Genomic DNA, 18,398 nt, shown 5'->3' on the forward strand with positions numbered 1-18,398 from the left:
TCCTTTTAACTGCAAAAGTCCCACAAGTTGAAATTTGTCGAAAATTCAAATAAAACTATTGTAGGATATTGTCAACTTGAATATTATAGAGATATAGGCATTTTGTAGGGGTTTATTTTTAGGAGGTGCAATAGTGGTTCGTTTCGTACTCAAACGTATGCTATACATGCTGATCACACTATTTATCATTACTTCATTTACATTTTTCTTAATGAAGCTGCTGCCGGGTTCTCCGTTTAACAACGAAGAAAAGCTGACGGATGCACAAAAATTTATTTTGAATGAAAAGTACGGGCTTAATGATCCTGTGCCTGTGCAGTACTTTAACTATATGGGGAATCTTCTTAAAGGAGACATGGGTGTTTCATTCCAATATGATAATCGCCCGGTGTCCACAATGATTGCTGAACGTATAGGGCCTTCTGCTGTTTTAGGTATTGAAGCTACAATATTTGGAACAATTATTGGTCTGATTTTAGGTATCGTCGCTGCCTTAAGACATAATACTGCAGCCGATTATGTGTCGTCTTTATTTGCAGTACTCGGAATATCGATCCCTTCCTTTGTATTTGCCGGTCTATTGCAATATTACGTGGGAGTTAAGCTGGATTGGCTGCCGGTAGCCCTTTGGGATGGTCCGAAATATCATGTTCTGCCAGCACTTTCGTTATCTGTTTTTGTTATAGCAACTGTTGCCAGGTTCATGAGAACGGAAATGCTAGAAGTGTTGGGACAAGATTATATTACAACTGCTAAATCCAAGGGTTTATCAAAATTAGTCGTTATCTATAAACATTCGGTAAGAAATGCGCTGATCCCGGTTGTTACCATTTTGGGGCCGCTGGCGATCAACCTGATTACCGGGACACTGATCATTGAAAAAATCTTTGCAGTCCCAGGACTCGGGTTTCAGTTTGTGGGATCCATCACACTGAATGACTATCCGGTTATCATGGCTACCACCATTTTTTACAGTGTTTGTTTTATCGTTGTTATTTTAATTGTTGACATTTTGTACGGAATTATTGACCCGAGAATAAGGGTTGCAGGAGGCAAGGGGTAATGAGCATGCGAGAAAAACAACTAAACAATGACTTGTTCCAGCCTGCGGTCATCTCTATGGAAGCTTCTGAAAAAATTACAGAGGAAAGCACTTCTTTCTGGCAGGATGCCAGAAGACGCCTATTTGAGAACAAAGGATCGGTTGCTGGTTTAATAATCATCGCCGTGATCCTGTTGTTCGCTTTTCTTGGTCCTGTTTTGAGCCAGTATGGTTTTGATGATCAGGATGTAAGCCGTGCGAATTTGCCGCCGCGTATTCCGGTTCTAGAAAAAGTCGGTTTTTTAGGCATTGACGGAGTAGATATCCGAGGCGTAAATCAATATGAAATGAAGAACCAGAAAGATAACTATTACTGGTTTGGAACTGATGCATTGGGAAGAGATCAATTTGTAAGGGTTTGGAAAGGAACTCAAATCTCTTTATATATCGCATTTTTAGCTGCAGCAATTGATATGGTTATCGGTGTTGCATATGGAGCGATTTCTGGTTACAGGGGCGGACGGACAGATAATATCATGCAAAGGATTATTGAAATTGTAATCGGAATCCCGAACTTGATTGTTATTATCCTGTTTATTTTAATATTGGAACCAGGTATTCTATCTATTACTATTTCACTTGTTATAACAGGCTGGACCACGATGGCTCGTATTGTCCGCGGTCAAATATTAAAGCTGAAAAACCAGGAGTTTGTAATGGCATCGCAAACATTAGGTGCAAAAAGCTCAAGAATTTTGACAAAGCACATGTTCCCCAATATTTTGGGTTCAATTATCATTACATCCATGTTTACCATTCCGAATGCTATTTTCTTTGAAGCATTTCTGAGTTTTATCGGATTAGGGATTGCTCCGCCGACAGCTTCTCTAGGATCATTGGTAAACGAAGGGTTTAAATCACTGCAAATCTATCCTCACCTAGTATTATATCCGGCTGTAATCATTTCATTGATCATGATCAGCTTCAACCTATTGGGTGACGGACTGCGTGATGCACTAGATCCTAAGATGCGTAAATAGGGGGAGAAAAGATGAAAAATATACTTGAACTTAATAATGTCAATGTCTCCTTTCATACGTTTGCTGGAGAAGTTAAAGCCGTCCGCGGGGTAAGCCTGCACCTTGAAAAAGGCGAATCTCTTGCGATTGTAGGAGAGTCCGGCTCTGGCAAGTCGGTTACTTCAAAAGCTATTATGCGATTGCTGCCTGAAAAAACGAGTGAAATTAAAGAAGGAGAAATCCTTTTTGAAGGAAGAGATCTTACTAAGCTTTCTAACCGTGAGATGGAAAAAATCCGCGGTTCTGAAATCTCAATGATTTTCCAAGATCCGATGACTTCCCTAAATCCTACGATGACTGTTGGAAAGCAAATCATGGAAGGTCTTCGTAAACATCAGAACTTATCTAAGAACGAAGCGAAAGAAAGAGCGATCAATCTATTAAAGCTAGTAGGTATTCCAAATCCAGAAATTCGAATAGGAGAATATCCTCACCAATTCTCTGGTGGGATGAGACAGCGTGTTGTTATCGCTATCGCACTTGCGTGTAACCCTAAAGTATTGATCGCGGATGAGCCCACTACCGCACTTGACGTTACAATTCAAGCTCAGATTCTTGATTTGATGAGAGATCTTCAGCAAAAAACTGGAACCGCGATTATACTTATCACCCATGACCTTGGTGTCGTAGCCAACCTTTCTCAAAGGGTAGCGGTGATGTACGGTGGTACGATTGTTGAAACAGGAACAACGGATGAAGTGTTTTACAATCCTAAACATCCATATACATGGGGATTGCTTTCTTCCATGCCGAAATTAAACACGAACGATAAAGAATTGCTGGCGATCCCTGGTACGCCTCCAAACTTGCTTAACCCGCCGAAGGGCTGCCCATTTGCAGCTCGCTGCCCTTATGCTATGCAGGTTTGTGTGGACCATATGCCGGATGCCTCAGACGTTACCTCAACGCATAAAGCGGCTTGCTGGCTGCTGGATGAGCGAGCGCCTAAAGTAGAACCGCCTGAAGCTGCATTAGTAGGAGGTGCCCGTTAATGGCAGTTGTAGAAAGAGAAAAGCTATTAGAAGTAAAGAACCTGAAAAAGCACTTTAATGTTGGCAAGAATGCTGTGCTGAAAGCAGTAGACGATGTTAGCTTTGATATATATAAAGGTGAAACACTCGGGCTTGTTGGAGAATCTGGCTGCGGGAAATCAACGACTGGAAGAACGATTATCCGCCTATACGAAGCTACAGCGGGCAACGTTTCATACGAGGGTGTTGATGTTCACGGAAAGAAATCCAAAAAAGAACTGAAATCGTTTAACCGCAAAATGCAAATGATATTCCAGGATCCCTATGCATCCTTAAATCCAAGGATGACGATCAAAGATATTATTGCCGAGGGAATAGATATTCACGGCCTCGCGAAGAACGATAAGGAGCGTATGGAGCGAGTATATGAACTTCTAGAAACCGTGGGTCTTAACCGTGCTCATGCCAGCCGCTATCCTCATGAATTCTCAGGCGGACAGCGCCAGCGTATTGGTATCGCCCGTGCACTTGCTGTAGACCCTGATTTCATCATTGCTGACGAACCGATTTCAGCCTTGGACGTATCCATCCAGGCACAGGTGGTTAACCTAATGATGAAACTTCAAAAAGAACGCGGGCTGACTTATTTATTTATTGCCCACGATCTTTCCATGGTAAAGCATATTTCCGACCGTGTAGGCGTGATGTACCTTGGAAACATTGTCGAGCTTGCTGAAAGTGACGAGCTTTACGAAGAGCCTCTTCACCCTTATACGCAAGCGCTTCTATCAGCGATTCCAGTTCCGGATCCTGAAGTAGAGCGCAGCCGGGAACGTATTATCCTTGAGGGGGATATTCCCAGCCCGATCAGCCCTCCAAGCGGCTGCCGTTTCCGAACGCGCTGCCCGCATGCCATGGATGTTTGTGCCAGCGCCGTTCCAAAGTGGCAGGAAGCTAGAGAAGGCCACTGGGTTGCATGCCATCTTTATGACAATGATTTGAACAATGAGAACAAACATTAGGTGTTAACGCGATCTCCTGTATATCAGGGGGTCGTTTTATGTTATCTTTAAAAGGGGTTATAAGGATTATTTGAAACGAGGTAATGGAATGAATATCACTTTAATTCTGGATAGTGCAAGCGACTACTGCGTAGAGCATCATACATTATCCGTTCCTTTTGTCATCGTTCCGCTTAATATTACGTTCAAAGATGACCTTTATTTAGATGGTGTTGATATTAGCATGGATGAATTTTATGAGCGGATGGCAAAAGAAGAAAGTCTTCCAAAAACAAGCCAGCCATCTCCTCAGGCTTTTTATGATGTTTTTCTTTCTGAGCTTGACAAAGGAAACGAGCTGATTTATCTAGGGCTTTCATCGAATCTGAGCGGTACTGTTCAAAGCGCTGGAATTGCGAAAGGGATGCTGGATGAAACGGTTCAGAATAAAGTTCATATTATTGATACAGGAACGGCTTCTGCAGGAATTCACGTTTTGCTGAAGGAAGCAGAGAAGCTTGTGCAGGAAGGCAAGAATGCTGTCGAAATAGTGGCGAGCATCAATGAGAAAAAACAATCGATACTGGGTTATGTATTACTTGAAACTTTGGAGAATGTCAAAAAGGGCGGCAGGATTTCTGCGGTCCAGGGAGCCATTGCTGAATTTCTAAATATAAAACCTCTTCTTTCCGTTCAAAATGGGATTGTTGAAACGGTTGGAAAGTACAGAGGGAAGAAAAAAGGATTAAATAAGCTGATGGAGCTTCTTCATGATTGGAAGCAAAAGCATCCTGAAAAGGAGCTTTTTATCATTCATAGTCTTCCGTCCAAAGAGGACGTCATCAAGGAGTTTGGTGATCTGTTTTCGTTTCATGCGTTTAAATCAATTTCTTTTACCCGTTTTGGAAGTACGATTGGGACGTACGCCAGCGAAAATGCCATTGGTTTTATCTTCCATTAACAGTATATACGAAAACACTCCGTATGGATATCATCTATACGGAGTGTTTTAGATTTTTTGTCTCATAATGAGCATCCACCAATCGGTCCAGTTTTTTAATTCGGTTTAAGGCCGTTCTTTGGTCAAGCTTACGATAATGGTGCAATCCGCCAGGCTCTTCATCCGCTTCATCCGCAAGTGCGACTACACGCTGAAGGGGTAATAGCTGAAGATGCCCTTCGGGTAAATACGAATCCGTATGAAGGAGAATGGCAAGAGCGATCTCTTTTGCTTTTTTAGGATCTTCTCCAAGCTCAATGAGTAGTTTATGTGCTCTTTCAGCACCTTTAATCGCATGAATGTCATTTTCCTTATAGAGGGAGTAATCCCACTGGCCGTTTGTATACCAGGTGTAATGGCCGATGTCATGAAGAAGTGCTGCTTTTGTAGCCAGGTCGGGGTTGACACCATGCTCATTAGCGAGTGAAAACGCGTGGTATGCAGTTGAAATCGCATGAACAAGTCCAGAACGTTCCAAATACTTTTGAGCAGATGGATGAAGGAAAAGATCGGTTAGTTTTACGTTTCTCATTTGATTCTCTCCTTTCTGCAATAGTCTCCAGCCATCGGCTAGGAGAAAATGCTAAAAATGTATATTGTTAAATACTATACCACCGTTTCACGTCTTAATCAATGAAATAGTTTTAAAATCTAACAAAAAAAAAGCTCAAGTGAGCCTTTTTTTTATTTAAAAATAGTCGTTCCACCGTCTGGAAACCAATTGGGCAATATCTTCCCTGGTTTCCACTGTTTCGGGATAAAAAGGTTTCATCCTCGCATCTATGATGATGGGTCCGCTGTATTTAATCTTGTTGCGTACTACTTCATGTTTGGCGTAGAGGTCATAAGCCGGATCGAAACGGGTAAACGTTGTCCATAAGAATTGTGACTGTGTTGCAGCGATGGAGGCATCGTCCACTAAAAATACGAGCTGCCAGTTGTTAAGCTGCTCTTCTCCTGTTCGAAGGAGTCTTTCACCAAACTCTGGATCCTCGTCAAATGCCGGGCCAGATACACATAAACAGCCTCCGCAATACGCCTGAACGTCATTAATGCCTGGAATCGTTCCGCCTTCATACAAACGTTTCAATTCTCGTACTGGCTCTCCAAGACCTGTCATGATGGCTTTGCTGCCGGTATTGAATTTCCGGCCGGTATAATCAAGCGTATCCATCGATGTATCGTGAAGGATCAACAGATCACGTTCAGGAAGGAATCTTTCCAACACGGCTTCAAGAAGCTGAGAGAAGTCCTGAAGATCAACTTCTTTGTTAGTTACCATGAGGAACTTGGTTAACGTAAGCTGTCCCTCACCCATAATTCTAAAAGCGTGTGCGAGGCCTTCCTTATAATACGATTCACGTACTACAGCTCCTGCAAGCGCATGGAAACCGGTCTCTGCATAAGTCCACAGCTGTTTCACCCCGTTCATGACTACTGGAAAGAGCGGGCTCATGAGTCGCTGAAGGTATTCACCGATAAAATAGTCTTCCTGTTTTGGTTTACCTACCACCGTTGCGGGATAGATGGCGTCTTTGCGTTTCCACATGCGATTCACGTTGAAAACAGGGAAATCGTGTGCCCATGAATAATATCCGTAATGGTCGCCAAACGGGCCCTCAGGTTCTCGGATGTGGGGCGGGACAAATCCTCCAAACGCAAACTCGGCTTCCGCGATCAGCGGGTGGGGATGACCCGGTGCTTGTGTAAGGTTCAGCTTGTCTCCCATGAGCATGGAAGAAAACATAAGCTCAGGCACTGCTTCAGGAAGAGGCGCAATGGCGCTGATCACTAGAGCAGGCGGTCCGCCAAGGAATAATGTCACAGGAAGGTTTTCATTCTTTTGTTCGGCGGCATAATGGTGGAAGCCGCCTCCCTTGTGGATTTGCCAGTGAATACCCGTTTTTTTCTCTTCTTTGATCTCGATACGATACATACCAAGATTATGCTCGTGTTTATCTGGATGCTCGGTGTAGACGAGCGGAAGCGTCACAAACGGGTTGCTGTCCAGGTGCCAGCCGGTCAGGGCAGGGAGCTTCTTCATGTTTACATCAGACGTGAACGATTCCATGATCGGAGCTTTTGAAGGTTTGATGTTTCTTGTTCCGATCTTAAGGACGTCTTTAATCATCCCTTTTTTGCCCCACAACTTCCCAGGAGATGGAGGGAGAAGGTCATCGATGGAATCGACCAGCTGTTTGACCAGAGCTTCTGGTTTGGGGCCAAAGGCAAGTTCAACCCGGCGGATCGTACCAAACAGATTGGTCACAACGGGTATATCGCTTCCTTTCACATTTGTAAAGAGAAGGGCAGGCCCCTGTTCATCAATAATTCTTCGATGAATTTCCGGGATCTCGAGGTAAGGGTCGACCTCGGCGTTTATCTCAATGATTTCATTTTCTTTTCGTAACTGTTCAATAAATGATCGCAAATTAATATGCATGAATCTCCACCTCAAGTATGTATGTTCTTTTTTTATCTTCACAAAAAAACAACTTCTCGTAAAGCCAGAAGTTGTTTACTGGTGTCTTCTTTGTACGTTTTTCCAATTGGACTGAAAAGATTTTGAGCGTTCTACGAATTTAAATACTGATTTGCCGCCGAAAACTTTAAGCGAGAACCAATGGGATATGATTCCCATAAAAGCAGTCAGCCCAATGATGAAAATAGCGAGCAGCAGTAAATCACGGAAAAACTGCACCATCTTATCCCTCCGGTGAAAAGGCATACATTTCCTCTCTCTATTGTATAAGATGTTTATCCCTTTGGAAAGAGGGAAAACTAAAACGATTTCTTTTACTTACTCTATAACTAAATAACTACAGTTAGGAGCTGGCATGACTCTATGAATTGGTATGATAAATTAAACCAGTACTTTCCCGTTGAGGAAATGAAATCACAGGAACATATGGAACTCCTTTTAGAAGATAAAGGAGACATTTATCATAAAGATGAAGGTCCACACCATGTTTTGATGTATGTGGAGCTAGATGATTTTATTTTTATTGATTATTTGTTTGTTTCAAAAGAATCCCGCGGTCAGGGGTTAGGGAAGAAACTGCTTCAAAAACTGAAGGAAAAAGGAAAACCCATCATCTTGGAAGTGGAACCGGTTGATTATGAAGACTCGGATACTGAAAAACGGCAGCGGTTCTATCGGCGTGAAGGGTTTAAGCATGCCTCTAAAATCGGTTACCGAAGGAGATCACTGGCTACGGATAAAGTGAACGTGATGGAGATTCTGTATTGGGCGCCAAAGGGAGAAAGTGAAGAAAGTATTTATGAAAACATGAAAAAGACGTATAATGAAATACATACGTACAAAGATAAAGAATTGTACGGCAGAGCTTATCAGGATGTAGCCGATGTGCTCACCTTTCAGCACGATAAAGACGCCATAACCGAGTAATTTCTATGGCAAGGAGGTATCTGCATGAAAGCCAAAGATAAGAAAAAACAAAGCAAGCGCGAATTATTGAAAGAGATGCTCAAAAAGAATTTAAAAGGCTTATCTACGGTTCCTAAAAAAGGACCTGCATCTCAAGTCAAATCCATTGCATAAAGCAAGTATAGGATGAAAAGTTTTTTCATCCTATTTCTTTTTATGTTTTATGAAACTTTTTTCTGGGTAAAACGTCTATATAAATGAGAGCACACGTTATGAAGTTGTGTTGTACAAGTTTTATTATATTTTTGTGAAGACCTTTTTTGTTTAAAGAAAATGTAGTATAATAAAAAATATGATTTAATAACTATTTTAAAGTAGGGGTTAAATCAGTAGGATGGGGAAGGAGAAGATCCATATGGTTACTTTATTTACTTCGCCGAGTTGTACATCTTGTCGTAAGGCAAAAGCGTGGTTAAAAGATAACGACATTTCATACCAAGAAAGAAATATTTTTTCAGAGCCTTTGAGTATAGAGGAAGTTAAACAAATCCTTCGAATGACGGAGGATGGGACGGATGAAATCATTTCTACCCGTTCAAAAACATTTCAGGAATTAAACCTGAATGTTGAGAGCATGCCTCTTCAGGATCTTTATCAGCTTATTGCTGACAATCCTGGACTTTTAAGACGGCCGATTATCATGGATGAAAAACGACTCCAGGTAGGCTACAATGAAGATGAAATCAGAAGGTTTTTACCTAGAAAAGTCCGTACGTATCAATTGCTCGAAGCACAGCGTATGGTTAATTAAAAAAGCTTCTACAGATTAAGTTCTGTAGAAGCTTTTTTTATCTTACCGTTTTGGTTTACGTGAATGGATGTAATTGGACAAAAGACCGGCCAATATAACTCCCGTCACAACAAGGGTGGTCAGACCAGCCTCTAAGTTCGGGTTTTTGTGAAAGAAGGGCTGAAGCTCTTTTTCTGATGTGAGCATTTCGCCAGCGGTGTAGGCCAAAATGCCAGCACCAAAATAGATAAGAAGCGGGAAATGCTCCATAAGAAGAAGGATCGCCTTGCTGCCCCATATAATAATCGGAACGGATATAATGAGTCCCATAATCACAAGATGGACCGATCCTTTTGAAGCACCGGCAACAGCCAGTACATTATCAAGACCCATTGCGATGTCGGCGACAACAATGGTGCGGATCGCAGAAAATAAGGTCATCCCTGGTTTAATATTGTTATCGTTTTCCTCATGTACAATCAACTGAAAGGCGATATAGATCAAAAGCGCTCCTCCAGCCACATAAAGAAAAGGGATCTTCAGCAAATAGACAACCAGGATGGTTAAGATGATCCTGATGAAGATGGCGAGGCCAGTTCCAATAAAAATCGCTTTATTCCTCTGATGTTCAGGCAAGTTGCGGCTCGCGAGAGCAATAACGATTGCGTTATCTCCACCAAGAAGAACGTCGATGGCGATGATCTGCATGAGGGCCAGGACAAAATCTGTATCCACGAAAGAAAAACCCCTTTCAAGTGCTAAACAAAACGATGTATGTTAAAATGTACAAAACTTCTTTCAAATAAAGACCATTTATTCTTAAAAAAAGGGCCGAAAATGGTCAGCATTTTTATTTCCAACTTTGATGTTTTGTCATAGAATAGAAGTACAAGAATGAGCCAGCTATGGATTGAATTTTCTTTTTTTAGGAAAAAGTGACAATACATCATACCCAGGGGAAATTATCCCTTCATAGGTTACAATACGGTTAGAAGGGAGAGAACGAAATGGAAATAGAAAGAGTCAATGAATTTACAATTAAATTTTTTATAACGTATAGAGATATTGAAGACAGGGGTTTTGACCGTGAAGAAATCTGGTCTAATCGTGAGCGGGGGGAAGAACTGTTCTGGGAAATGATGGATGAAGCACATCAGCAGGAACAATTTCCTTTAGAAGGCCCATTGTGGATTCAGGTGCAAGCCTTGGATAAAGGGCTAGAAATTATCGTAACAAGAGCTCAAATGTCAAAAGACGGCACCAAGCTTGAGCTTCCTCTTGGAGATGAAAAGATCGATCTTCCTGTTGATAAGAACATTGAGAATTTGTTTGATCAGCAGTTTACTGCGGATGATCAAGAGGAAATAGAAGATATCGAGCTTGCAGACGAAGACTACTTGTCCTTTCTGTTAGTTTTCAGTGATTTTGAAGATATGATCATGCTGTCACACAATATTGACAGTTCATTATTCGCGAATTCCCTTTACCACTTTGATAATAAATATTACTTGTATGTTACGTTCAATCCTGAAACAACGGACCGTGAGCAGGATGACTTATTGTCTCAACTGCTTGAGTATGGCTCAGATTCAGATGCATCCATTCATCGAATTCAAGAGTACGGGAAAGAGATTATTGCTGAGCGGGCGCTGGAAGACATTTCAGCTCACTTTACATTGTAAGAATGCACCGATTTCAAACTTGGAATCGGTGTTTTTATTTGAGACTCCTTGTAAAAAGGATTTATTTACCATAAAATAAGAAAAAAAGAGGTGATGCTATGCTTGTTGCCCATTTGATAACGGGTAAAAGAATCAACCTTCTTGCGGGGTATACGAGAGAAAAACTGAAGTCTATACAAAATGAAAGCGGTTTTTATTGTCCTCACTGCAAAGAAAAAGTTCGAATAAAGGCAGGAAATTTGAAGATCTGGCATTTTTCCCACCTCCCCGGTTTATCGAACTGTATCCTGTCGAGCGGAGAATCCATTTACCACCTTCTTGGCAAAAAGCTTCTGTACGAACAGGCCATTAAAGAATTTCCAGATACACTTCTGGAACCCTTTTTCTCGGAAATCTCCCAGCGCCCCGATTTATTCATCCCGCCCGACGGTTCCATCGAATTTCAATGTTCCACTATTCCGGCTCCGGTTTTTATTGATCGCTGTAAAGGCTACATCAACTGCGGGCTGACACCTGTCTGGATCTTAAGTAAAAAAAGGCTGAAAAGACTAACGCCTCCACGTTTCAAATCCATTCGTTTGATTGGCTGGCCGCACGGACCGACTCGTCACGTCATCCATTGCCCTCTCTTTTATATTTCTGTCCTGATGAAGCCAAAGTTTACAATCTTTCCTCTATTGTTCCCGTTACATCCACACGTGTGTATGGAAAGCTTCATTCTATTCCTCTGAGCGACTATTCTTTTAAAACAGGTTTTCACCATCTTCCCCCAAATAAGAACGGTGCATTATTTCAGGCTAAATCCTGGCTGCATAGGAAAAAACAGTGGAGGCTCCATGCCTTCAAACAAGACCATCAGACATATCACCGTTTAAAAATCCTCTTCCTCAAACATCGTTCCGCTATCGCTTATTTCCCTTCTGAAGCAGGGATGCCGGTTCCCTATGCTTATACCCTGCATGAACCTTCCTTTGTCTGGCAGTCCTACGTACTCCTTTCCTCGGTTGTACCTGTTCCAATTGGAGAACTTGTTACGTTTTCGGATGTTTTTAACCATTTTAAATGGTTGGTCTCAAAAAGGCTCATAACACCAAGGCAGTTGCCTCTCATTCAGGGTGTGCATTATTCATTTGCTATCATGCAATATCTTGAACTCCTTTGTTTTTATGGAGTGATGAAGCGAGTTGGAAAAAAAGATTTTGTTAAGCTGAAGGATCCCGTATTTCCAAATACCATGGACAAGGCAATCGCCAATGATTTTATTTTGATGGAGGCAGGGCTAAAACATGGTGTGAATATTCTGTTTTCTGGTAAAATGTAGGTATGCACAAAATTTAAGCAGGAGGTGCCGCTGCATGGCTCAAACAAAATCAAAATCTCTTCCGAAACGGGAAGAATTACCACAGCAGGATACATGGGATCTTGAAGCCATTTACGAAACGAACGACAAGTGGGAAGAAGAATTTAATGAAATAAAAGGATTGTTGCCTGAATTGAAGAAGTTTCAAGGAAAACTTGGTGTATCAGCAGATACGCTGTATCATTTTTTTCAAAAACAGGACGAGCTCACAAAAAAGCTTGGGAAGCTCTATACATACGCCCATATGAGGTACGATCAAGACACAACGAATTCATATTATCAAGGATTGAATGACCGTGCATCCAATCTCGCAACACAGGTTAGCAGTTCACTATCGTTTGCGGTTCCTGAAATTTTGTCTTTGCCGGAAGAGGTCATTCAAGGGTACGTAAAAGAATATAAAGATCTGCATTTATATCAGCATGCCCTGGATGAGATCAATCGCCAGCGGCCGCATGTGCTTTCTAAAGAGGAAGAAGCTCTCCTTGCTGATGTCAGTGAAGTAACAGCAAGTGCCAGCACAACATTCGGAATGCTGAACAATGCGGACCTTAAATTTCCTGAAATTAAAGATGAGAACGGGGAGGAAATTGAAGTTACACACGGCAGGTATATACGCTTCTTAGAAAGCAGTGACAGGCGTGTGAGGGAAGGTGCGTTCAAAGCGGTATATGGAACGTATGATACATTTAAAAACACGTTTGCAAGCACACTGGCAGGCACGGTGAAAAAAGATAATTTCTTTGCCAGAACAAGAAAATTTGAGTCTGCCCGGGAAGCTGCTCTACACAGCAATAATATCTCCGAAGAAGTATATGAAAATCTGGTCAAAACTGTAAATGATCATCTTCATCTGCTGCACCGTTATGTGGACATCCGAAAGCGTGCTTTAAATGTGGATGAGCTTCATATGTACGATCTATATACACCGCTTGTGCAGGATGTGAAGATGGAAGTACCATACGGGGAAGCGAAAAAACTTGTGCTTGAAAGCTTGGAACCGATGTGCGAAGAATATGTGAATATTGTAAAAGAAGGTTTCGAAAAACGCTGGATTGATGTGCATGAAAATGCAGGGAAACGAAGCGGAGCATATTCGTCTGGTGCTTATGGCACGATGCCATATATCTTGCTGAACTGGCAGGATAATGTGAATAACCTTTTCACATTGACACATGAGATCGGGCACTCGGTTCACAGCTATTATACGAGAGAATATCAGCCTTATCCTTACGCTGATTATTCCATCTTTGTAGCTGAAGTAGCGTCCACGTGCAATGAAGCATTATTGAATCATTATATGCTGAACAAAACTAAGGACAAGCAGGAAAAGCTGTATCTGTTGAACCATCACTTGGAAGGCTTCAGGGGAACGGTATTCCGTCAGACCATGTTTGCCGAATTCGAACAGGCAATCCATGTAAAAGCAGCGAACGGGGAGCCGTTAACACCAGAACTTCTCACCAAGATTTATTACGACCTAAACGTTAAATATTTTGGTGAAAATGTGGTCATCGACAAAGAGATCGGCCTGGAATGGTCAAGAATTCCACATTTCTATTATAATTTCTATGTGTATCAATACGCAACAGGCTTCAGTGCGGCCGCTTCCCTTTCTAAACAGATCTTGGAAGAAGGAGAGAGTGCGGTTTCCCGTTACATCGAATTCCTGAAAGCTGGAAGTTCTGATTATCCGATCGAAGTACTGAAAAAAGCGGGTGTTGATATGACGACCTCTAAGCCAGTTGAGGATGCGCTAAAAGTCTTTGAAGAAATATTGGATGAGATGGAAAGTTTATTATTTGAAAAATAAAATGAAAAGAGCTCTTTATCGGCAGACCCGGTAAAGAGCTCTTTTAATTGTGGAAAGGTCTTTTCAATTTATTTCGGTAGTTGATACACAATAAAAAAAGAAAGATGGAAAGAAAAAGCAGAGGAACGGAAAGTGCGAGAGAGATCATTTTTAACAGTGACAGAAGAAAAAAATAAAAACAGCCGGCAATAAACAACAAAGACAGTGTAAAAAAGAATAAAAACATGGAGTCCCTCCTTGTCTCCATTGTATTCAAGGAAGTCCAGAGCTATTCAATAAAAAGACGAACCTTAGGGAAAGGTTCATCAGCCCGTTTGTGATGTATTGTATCTCCAGAATGTACCGTGTTTAACCGGAACACGTTCAACCACTTGTTGAAGAACAAGTTTCTTCATGGCTTTTTCAATTTCGCTCGGTGCCATGTTGTACACGACGGAAAGTTCTTTCGTAGCCACAAACCGATAAATTCTCATAAACTCCTCAAGCGGTGGAGGGGACTTGGGTTCTGGATGAAACCCGAGCATCTCACCAATGATTTCTACATAAATTGAATATTGGTAGCTCCCGGCAATTTTTATCCCGTCTTCTTCAGCTTTATCATTAAATATGATGAGGGTAGGAATCTCGTCAATTTCCATCTCATTTGCAAATTTCCTATCACACTGGAGGGCTTTTATCGCTGATTGTGAATGCATATCCTTAATGAATTCATAAGCGTCTAACCCAGCGTTTTTTGCGATTTCAAAGAGTGCTTCCTCTTTAGAGATATTCTGCTTTTGCAAAAACAATTGCTCTCTCAGTTTGCGCAAAAACTTGTTTCCTGACTGCTTTCCTTGCAGTTCAGCTGCTTTTATGGCCAGGAATACAAGGTAGGGAGCCAGGATCGGATCTTCGAACCAAAGATCACCGTCACAGCTCATACCCGTCCGATTTGCGATTTTATCCCAACGGTCTGCGATGCGTTCAGCGGACTGCTGGCCTTTCCGTCTAAAAGAATTTAGGGATTCCAATCTCCCGCCAATGATGTGCCTTAATGTGAAATATTGTCCATACTCAACCTGAAGCTTCTTTAAAATAGGTTCCAATGCCCAGCATTCCGGGCATAATGGGTCAATGACAGAGTATAATTCCAAGGGCTTATGACAGCTGGAAGCACTTAGATTACCCTTGTGCTTCGCTTCATAAGGATATTCGGCTTCAAAAGGTGTCAAGAGTTATTCTCCTTTCCATGGCTATCATCGGACGTATTTACCATATGATAAGCGGTCATGGTTAGACGGCTGGTGATAAAATCCCTCAGAGGTCCTTCAAGGGAAACAGAATCCATTGCTTTCCCCATACATTCAAGCCAAGCTTTTGCATGGCGTTCTGTGATTGGAAATGGCATGTGCCGTGCTCTAAGCATAGGATGCCCATGTTCCATCGTATATAATGATGGACCGCCAAGAAACTGAGTAAGAAATTGAATCTGCTTACGGGCAGTTTCAGATAGATCATCAGGAAAAAGGGGGGCCAGGACTTCGTTCTGTTTAACATGGTGGTAAAAATTTGTCACCATTTTTGTAAGAACCTCTTCTCCGCCCAGATGTTCATATGGGGTCATATCCATTTCATTCATGGTGAAAACTCCTTCAACATTTTTCACAAAATCGGTTGCAGAACTGGGATTTGGGTGACCGATGATCACATAAAAAATCCTCAGGGTTAAATGGTGCCGGACTTGATAACCCTATTGTAGCAAGGGTATAGCAGGATTAGCAAACAATAGGATTGCCGAAGGAGCCCATGAAAAAACCGCCCCAATCGAAAGGGCGGTCAAGCATTCATTGTCTGGTAAGATTCCATCACTTTATTCACATAGTTTTGAGTTTCTTCAAAAGGCGGGATCCCTCCATATTTGGCCACATTTCCCGGACCGGCATTATAAGCAGCCAGTGCGAGTTTTTCATCCCCATCGTAACGTTCAAGCAGCTGTTTTATGTATTTAACTCCGCCTTCAATATTATCTTCGGGATTATAAGGGTTCTGTACGCCTAATGATTTTGCCGTTGCAGGCATTAGCTGCATCAATCCCATAGCACCAGCAGGGCTTTTACTCAAAGGATTAAAACCGGATTCCTGCTGAATGACTGACCGGATGAGGCCAGCATTTACGCCATATTTAGAGCTCATTCTCTCGATGATAGAATCGATATCTTTCGGAGCGGATGAGATGGAATGATGGTGCTCTAATGACTGGGTGTTTGGAACAGCCGGCATAGCCGGTGTGCTGATCGCCGGCATGACGTGAGCTGCAGCAGGCTGATCAAACCCAGCCGCTTCACTTAATTGCTGCAGGATCATAGCGAAGGGTGATGATCCATGAGTGGGCGCTGTTCCATTAACATTAAGCTGTTGAAGGGCTTGGATTTCCATCAGCCATTTCATTGTATCTATTTTCATTTTGTTCTCTCCTCAATCTATATGTATAATCATATCAAATGAGGAAGAATTAAACAATTAAAGTTCGCTGCTTTTTGCTTCAAAGAACCGCTGGATTTTATTAAGTGTCTTTCTTTCGGGTATTCCTTTCTCCTGTAAAAAACGGTGGAAATCTGCTTCTCCCTGTTTTCGTTCCTTTGCTTCGTATTCAAGTTCATAATCGGTAATGGAAAGGTATTGATTTTCATCAAGGACAAGAATCCCGCCAGCCGTTTCTGTTTCCGCTCGTTTCGTTGTCAGTGTCCCAAGGTAATGGACGTTTTGTGGTTCGATACCTAGGCCCGAAAGTATGGAATAGATTTGCCCTTCCACAAATTTTTCTCCATTCATGAATGCCTTGTACTCTGTTTCGCTGAGGTTTTGATGGGTTTCCAGCAGTCCTTCCGGATGCGGCTGTTTTAACGTTAAAACAAAGGAACCTTGTTTTTCGCGGATTCGGAGTGCACCGAGGTGCTGTTTAAGTAAAAAATCAGGGGTGTCGAAGTAATGGTTGGTCTGGGTGGCAAAAGATTGTTCTCTTAGTGAAAGCTCATTGGATAACCGAAAGAATTCATCAGGTGTCAGCATATTTTTAAACTCTATTTCAATTTCTTGCTGCATATCAAGCACTCCTTCATCGTATGTATTGCTAGAAACCCATTATGACACAGCCTTATTTGATTCTCAAATGACAAACTGACTCAATAATTATGTTAAACTAAAGAGTAGAATAATTGTTTTAGGAGGTACAGCATGGCAATCAGACACAACGTAAGTCAAGCAGTTACAGGAGAACAACTAACGCTCAGCATAGAGGAGGGACAAGGCTTTTCTGAATGGAAAGACGGCAGCAGGATGCTTGTTGATTCAGATCAGCTTTCATTTATCTATGTTATGGAGTCAGAGGACGACCTCGTTTATATCGGTCTGCCTGAGCCGGTTTGGGGTCAATTAAATGAAGCATTGGTGAATGAACTTCCCGTTGTTTTAAAAAAGGCTGAGGAGGACACTTTTTTCGAGCTGTCTTCCCTGCATGCTGAACTGTCTTATCTGCTCGAAAATATTAAAGACAACAGCAATTATGGTGACGATATGCTTAAAGCTGTAGATCGATCATTTACAGTGAACAGCAAGTAAAGTATTTAGAGGAAGGTGGATGAGGCAATGGATTGGGAGACCCTTCTCGCCCCCTACAAACAAGCAGTAGATGAATTAAAAGTAAAATTCAGAGGAATCCGGGAACAATTTCAGAAGACCACGAAGCAATCACCGATTGAATTTGTCACAGGAAGGGTAAAGCCTATTAACTCTATTTTGAACAAAGCCTCGCAAAAGAATATTCCGTTTGAAAAAATAGAAGAAGAGATTCAGGATATTGCCGGATTGCGCATCATGTGCCAGTTTACGGATGATATTAAGAAAGTCATCGATATGCTTAGAAACCGCAAAGACTTCGAAATTGTTGAGGAGCGGGATTATATTACTAACAAAAAGCCCAGCGGTTACAGATCCTATCATCTGGTCATCCGTTATCCCGTACAGACTCTAGAAGGTGAGAAGCCCTTACTGGCTGAAGTTCAGATCCGTACATTGGCGATGAATTTCTGGGCGACCATTGAGCATTCTTTAAATTATAAATATCATGGACGAATCCCGAAAGATATCCAGCTCCGTCTTCAGCGGGCAGCAGAAGCCGCAAGCCGCCTGGACGAAGAGATGGCTGAGATCAGAGGAGAAGTTCAGGAGGCTCAAATCGTGTTCTCTGAAAGAACAGATGCTGGAAAAGGCTCCAATCCTTCTACATAATTTCTT

The 18,398-nt window shown here is 41.9% G+C and carries 22 protein-coding genes; 14 read left to right on the forward strand and 8 right to left on the reverse strand.

Annotated elements, in window-relative coordinates; translation table 11 throughout:
• Positions 1-133 precede the first annotated feature (133 nt).
• From opp3b to ABHN01_RS09765, 5 genes are all read left to right on the forward strand, one after another.
• Positions 134-1,063: an oligopeptide ABC transporter permease gene (gene opp3b / locus ABHN01_RS09745; protein WP_429875375.1), complete on the forward strand. Its 930-nt coding sequence runs from the start codon at positions 134-136 to the stop codon at positions 1,061-1,063.
• A 5-nt stretch (positions 1,064-1,068) separates the two neighbouring features.
• Positions 1,069-2,082: an oligopeptide ABC transporter permease gene (opp3C, locus tag ABHN01_RS09750; protein ID WP_429875432.1), complete on the forward strand. Its 1,014-nt coding sequence runs from the start codon at positions 1,069-1,071 to the stop codon at positions 2,080-2,082.
• An 11-nt stretch (positions 2,083-2,093) separates the two neighbouring features.
• Complete coding sequence (locus ABHN01_RS09755) at positions 2,094-3,113, forward strand: ABC transporter ATP-binding protein (RefSeq protein ID WP_429875376.1); 1,020 nt, start codon at positions 2,094-2,096, stop codon at positions 3,111-3,113.
• Entirely contained in the window at positions 3,113-4,114 is a 1,002-nt protein-coding gene (locus tag ABHN01_RS09760; protein ID WP_429875377.1) for an ABC transporter ATP-binding protein, read from the forward strand. Before ABHN01_RS09755 ends, ABHN01_RS09760 begins: the two co-directional genes overlap by 1 nt.
• Before the next feature lie 88 nt (positions 4,115-4,202).
• On the forward strand, positions 4,203-5,054 hold the full coding sequence (locus tag ABHN01_RS09765) for a DegV family protein (RefSeq protein ID WP_429875378.1): 852 nt from the start codon (positions 4,203-4,205) through the stop codon (positions 5,052-5,054).
• Between the two features lie 34 nt (positions 5,055-5,088).
• Here ABHN01_RS09765 and ABHN01_RS09770 read toward each other — a convergent pair whose 3' ends face one another.
• The 3 genes from ABHN01_RS09770 to ABHN01_RS09780 all read right to left on the reverse strand — a co-directional run bounded on the left by ABHN01_RS09770 (position 5,089) and on the right by ABHN01_RS09780 (position 7,797).
• The gene (locus ABHN01_RS09770) at positions 5,089-5,625 is read right to left on the reverse strand and encodes an HD domain-containing protein (RefSeq protein ID WP_429875379.1); all 537 of its coding nucleotides are present in this window, start codon (positions 5,623-5,625) and stop codon (positions 5,089-5,091) included.
• 156 nt (positions 5,626-5,781) lie between these two features.
• Positions 5,782-7,536, reverse strand: coding sequence for a UbiD family decarboxylase (locus ABHN01_RS09775; protein WP_429875380.1), 1,755 nt, complete (start codon positions 7,534-7,536; stop codon positions 5,782-5,784).
• Between the two features lie 75 nt (positions 7,537-7,611).
• The gene (locus ABHN01_RS09780) at positions 7,612-7,797 is read right to left on the reverse strand and encodes a hypothetical protein (RefSeq protein WP_429875381.1); all 186 of its coding nucleotides are present in this window, start codon (positions 7,795-7,797) and stop codon (positions 7,612-7,614) included.
• A 141-nt stretch (positions 7,798-7,938) separates the two neighbouring features.
• Between ABHN01_RS09780 and ABHN01_RS09785 the strand changes: the two genes are divergently transcribed.
• From ABHN01_RS09785 to spxA, 3 genes are all read left to right on the forward strand, one after another.
• Positions 7,939-8,502 (forward strand): GNAT family N-acetyltransferase, encoded by a 564-nt coding sequence (locus ABHN01_RS09785; RefSeq protein WP_429875382.1) that lies wholly within the window; start codon positions 7,939-7,941, stop codon positions 8,500-8,502.
• 24 nt (positions 8,503-8,526) lie between these two features.
• Complete coding sequence (locus ABHN01_RS09790) at positions 8,527-8,655, forward strand: hypothetical protein (RefSeq protein WP_290399794.1); 129 nt, start codon at positions 8,527-8,529, stop codon at positions 8,653-8,655.
• A 241-nt stretch (positions 8,656-8,896) separates the two neighbouring features.
• Positions 8,897-9,292: a transcriptional regulator SpxA gene (gene spxA, locus ABHN01_RS09795; protein ID WP_429875383.1), complete on the forward strand. Its 396-nt coding sequence runs from the start codon at positions 8,897-8,899 to the stop codon at positions 9,290-9,292.
• Positions 9,293-9,334: 42 nt separating this feature from the next.
• Here spxA and ABHN01_RS09800 read toward each other — a convergent pair whose 3' ends face one another.
• The gene (locus ABHN01_RS09800) at positions 9,335-10,006 is read right to left on the reverse strand and encodes a TerC family protein (RefSeq protein ID WP_429875384.1); all 672 of its coding nucleotides are present in this window, start codon (positions 10,004-10,006) and stop codon (positions 9,335-9,337) included.
• Positions 10,007-10,278: 272 nt separating this feature from the next.
• On the opposite strand from ABHN01_RS09800, the gene mecA reads away from it, so the two are divergent.
• The 4 genes from mecA to pepF all read left to right on the forward strand — a co-directional run bounded on the left by mecA (position 10,279) and on the right by pepF (position 14,126).
• On the forward strand, positions 10,279-10,953 hold the full coding sequence (gene mecA / locus ABHN01_RS09805) for an adaptor protein MecA (protein ID WP_429875385.1): 675 nt from the start codon (positions 10,279-10,281) through the stop codon (positions 10,951-10,953).
• 98 nt (positions 10,954-11,051) lie between these two features.
• Positions 11,052-11,684 (forward strand): competence protein CoiA, encoded by a 633-nt coding sequence (locus tag ABHN01_RS09810; protein WP_429875386.1) that lies wholly within the window; start codon positions 11,052-11,054, stop codon positions 11,682-11,684.
• Between the two features lie 200 nt (positions 11,685-11,884).
• Entirely contained in the window at positions 11,885-12,274 is a 390-nt protein-coding gene (locus tag ABHN01_RS09815) for a hypothetical protein (RefSeq protein WP_429875387.1), read from the forward strand.
• A gap of 34 nt (positions 12,275-12,308) precedes the next feature.
• Entirely contained in the window at positions 12,309-14,126 is a 1,818-nt protein-coding gene (gene pepF, locus ABHN01_RS09820; protein WP_429875388.1) for an oligoendopeptidase F, read from the forward strand.
• A 305-nt stretch (positions 14,127-14,431) separates the two neighbouring features.
• Here the strand turns inward: pepF and ABHN01_RS09825 are convergent, their stop codons facing one another.
• The 4 genes from ABHN01_RS09825 to ABHN01_RS09840 all read right to left on the reverse strand — a co-directional run bounded on the left by ABHN01_RS09825 (position 14,432) and on the right by ABHN01_RS09840 (position 17,207).
• A complete protein-coding gene (locus tag ABHN01_RS09825) occupies positions 14,432-15,337 on the reverse strand; it encodes a ClpXP adapter SpxH family protein (protein ID WP_429875389.1) in 906 nt (301 codons plus the stop codon).
• The gene (locus ABHN01_RS09830; protein ID WP_425589566.1) at positions 15,334-15,744 is read right to left on the reverse strand and encodes a globin; all 411 of its coding nucleotides are present in this window, start codon (positions 15,742-15,744) and stop codon (positions 15,334-15,336) included. The genes ABHN01_RS09825 and ABHN01_RS09830 overlap by 4 nt, the downstream gene beginning before the upstream one ends.
• A gap of 197 nt (positions 15,745-15,941) precedes the next feature.
• Positions 15,942-16,568 (reverse strand): lytic transglycosylase domain-containing protein, encoded by a 627-nt coding sequence (locus tag ABHN01_RS09835; RefSeq protein WP_429875390.1) that lies wholly within the window; start codon positions 16,566-16,568, stop codon positions 15,942-15,944.
• A 57-nt stretch (positions 16,569-16,625) separates the two neighbouring features.
• Positions 16,626-17,207, reverse strand: coding sequence for a CYTH domain-containing protein (locus ABHN01_RS09840; RefSeq protein ID WP_429875391.1), 582 nt, complete (start codon positions 17,205-17,207; stop codon positions 16,626-16,628).
• 132 nt (positions 17,208-17,339) lie between these two features.
• On the opposite strand from ABHN01_RS09840, the gene ABHN01_RS09845 reads away from it, so the two are divergent.
• Both ABHN01_RS09845 and ABHN01_RS09850 read left to right on the forward strand, forming a co-directional pair.
• Positions 17,340-17,723 carry a hypothetical protein gene (locus ABHN01_RS09845; RefSeq protein ID WP_429875392.1) on the forward strand — a complete coding sequence of 128 codons (384 nt, stop codon included), beginning with the start codon at positions 17,340-17,342 and terminating at the stop codon, positions 17,721-17,723.
• 27 nt (positions 17,724-17,750) lie between these two features.
• Complete coding sequence (locus tag ABHN01_RS09850) at positions 17,751-18,392, forward strand: GTP pyrophosphokinase (RefSeq protein ID WP_290399785.1); 642 nt, start codon at positions 17,751-17,753, stop codon at positions 18,390-18,392.
• Positions 18,393-18,398 lie beyond the last annotated feature (6 nt).

This window comes from Fictibacillus sp. NRS-1165, assembly GCF_050468105.1.
In the GTDB taxonomy this organism is placed as follows: Bacteria; Bacillota; Bacilli; order Bacillales; family Fictibacillaceae; genus Fictibacillus_C; species Fictibacillus_C terrinigri.

Bases quoted from the DNA above. Each gene is read 5' to 3' on its own strand.
- ABHN01_RS09815 (WP_429875387.1), top strand. From the start codon at position 11,885: ATGCCGGTTCCCTATGCTTATACCCTGCATGAACCTTCCTTTGTCTGG.
- mecA (WP_429875385.1), top strand. From the start codon at position 10,279: ATGGAAATAGAAAGAGTCAATGAATTTACAATTAAATTTTTTATAACG.
- opp3C (WP_429875432.1), top strand. From the start codon at position 1,069: ATGCGAGAAAAACAACTAAACAATGACTTGTTCCAGCCTGCGGTCATC.
- ABHN01_RS09755 (WP_429875376.1), top strand. From the start codon at position 2,094: ATGAAAAATATACTTGAACTTAATAATGTCAATGTCTCCTTTCATACG.
- ABHN01_RS09850 (WP_290399785.1), top strand. From the start codon at position 17,751: ATGGATTGGGAGACCCTTCTCGCCCCCTACAAACAAGCAGTAGATGAA.
- ABHN01_RS09830 (WP_425589566.1), bottom strand. From the start codon at position 15,744: ATGAATGAAATGGATATGACCCCATATGAACATCTGGGCGGAGAAGAG.
- ABHN01_RS09770 (WP_429875379.1), bottom strand. From the start codon at position 5,625: ATGAGAAACGTAAAACTAACCGATCTTTTCCTTCATCCATCTGCTCAA.
- ABHN01_RS09810 (WP_429875386.1), top strand. From the start codon at position 11,052: ATGCTTGTTGCCCATTTGATAACGGGTAAAAGAATCAACCTTCTTGCG.
- ABHN01_RS09765 (WP_429875378.1), top strand. From the start codon at position 4,203: ATGAATATCACTTTAATTCTGGATAGTGCAAGCGACTACTGCGTAGAG.
- ABHN01_RS09760 (WP_429875377.1), top strand. From the start codon at position 3,113: ATGGCAGTTGTAGAAAGAGAAAAGCTATTAGAAGTAAAGAACCTGAAA.
- ABHN01_RS09845 (WP_429875392.1), top strand. From the start codon at position 17,340: ATGGCAATCAGACACAACGTAAGTCAAGCAGTTACAGGAGAACAACTA.
- ABHN01_RS09785 (WP_429875382.1), top strand. From the start codon at position 7,939: ATGAATTGGTATGATAAATTAAACCAGTACTTTCCCGTTGAGGAAATG.
- ABHN01_RS09775 (WP_429875380.1), bottom strand. From the start codon at position 7,536: ATGCATATTAATTTGCGATCATTTATTGAACAGTTACGAAAAGAAAAT.
- ABHN01_RS09790 (WP_290399794.1), top strand. From the start codon at position 8,527: ATGAAAGCCAAAGATAAGAAAAAACAAAGCAAGCGCGAATTATTGAAA.
- ABHN01_RS09780 (WP_429875381.1), bottom strand. From the start codon at position 7,797: ATGGTGCAGTTTTTCCGTGATTTACTGCTGCTCGCTATTTTCATCATT.
- spxA (WP_429875383.1), top strand. From the start codon at position 8,897: ATGGTTACTTTATTTACTTCGCCGAGTTGTACATCTTGTCGTAAGGCA.
- ABHN01_RS09835 (WP_429875390.1), bottom strand. From the start codon at position 16,568: ATGAAAATAGATACAATGAAATGGCTGATGGAAATCCAAGCCCTTCAA.
- ABHN01_RS09840 (WP_429875391.1), bottom strand. From the start codon at position 17,207: ATGCAGCAAGAAATTGAAATAGAGTTTAAAAATATGCTGACACCTGAT.
- pepF (WP_429875388.1), top strand. From the start codon at position 12,309: ATGGCTCAAACAAAATCAAAATCTCTTCCGAAACGGGAAGAATTACCA.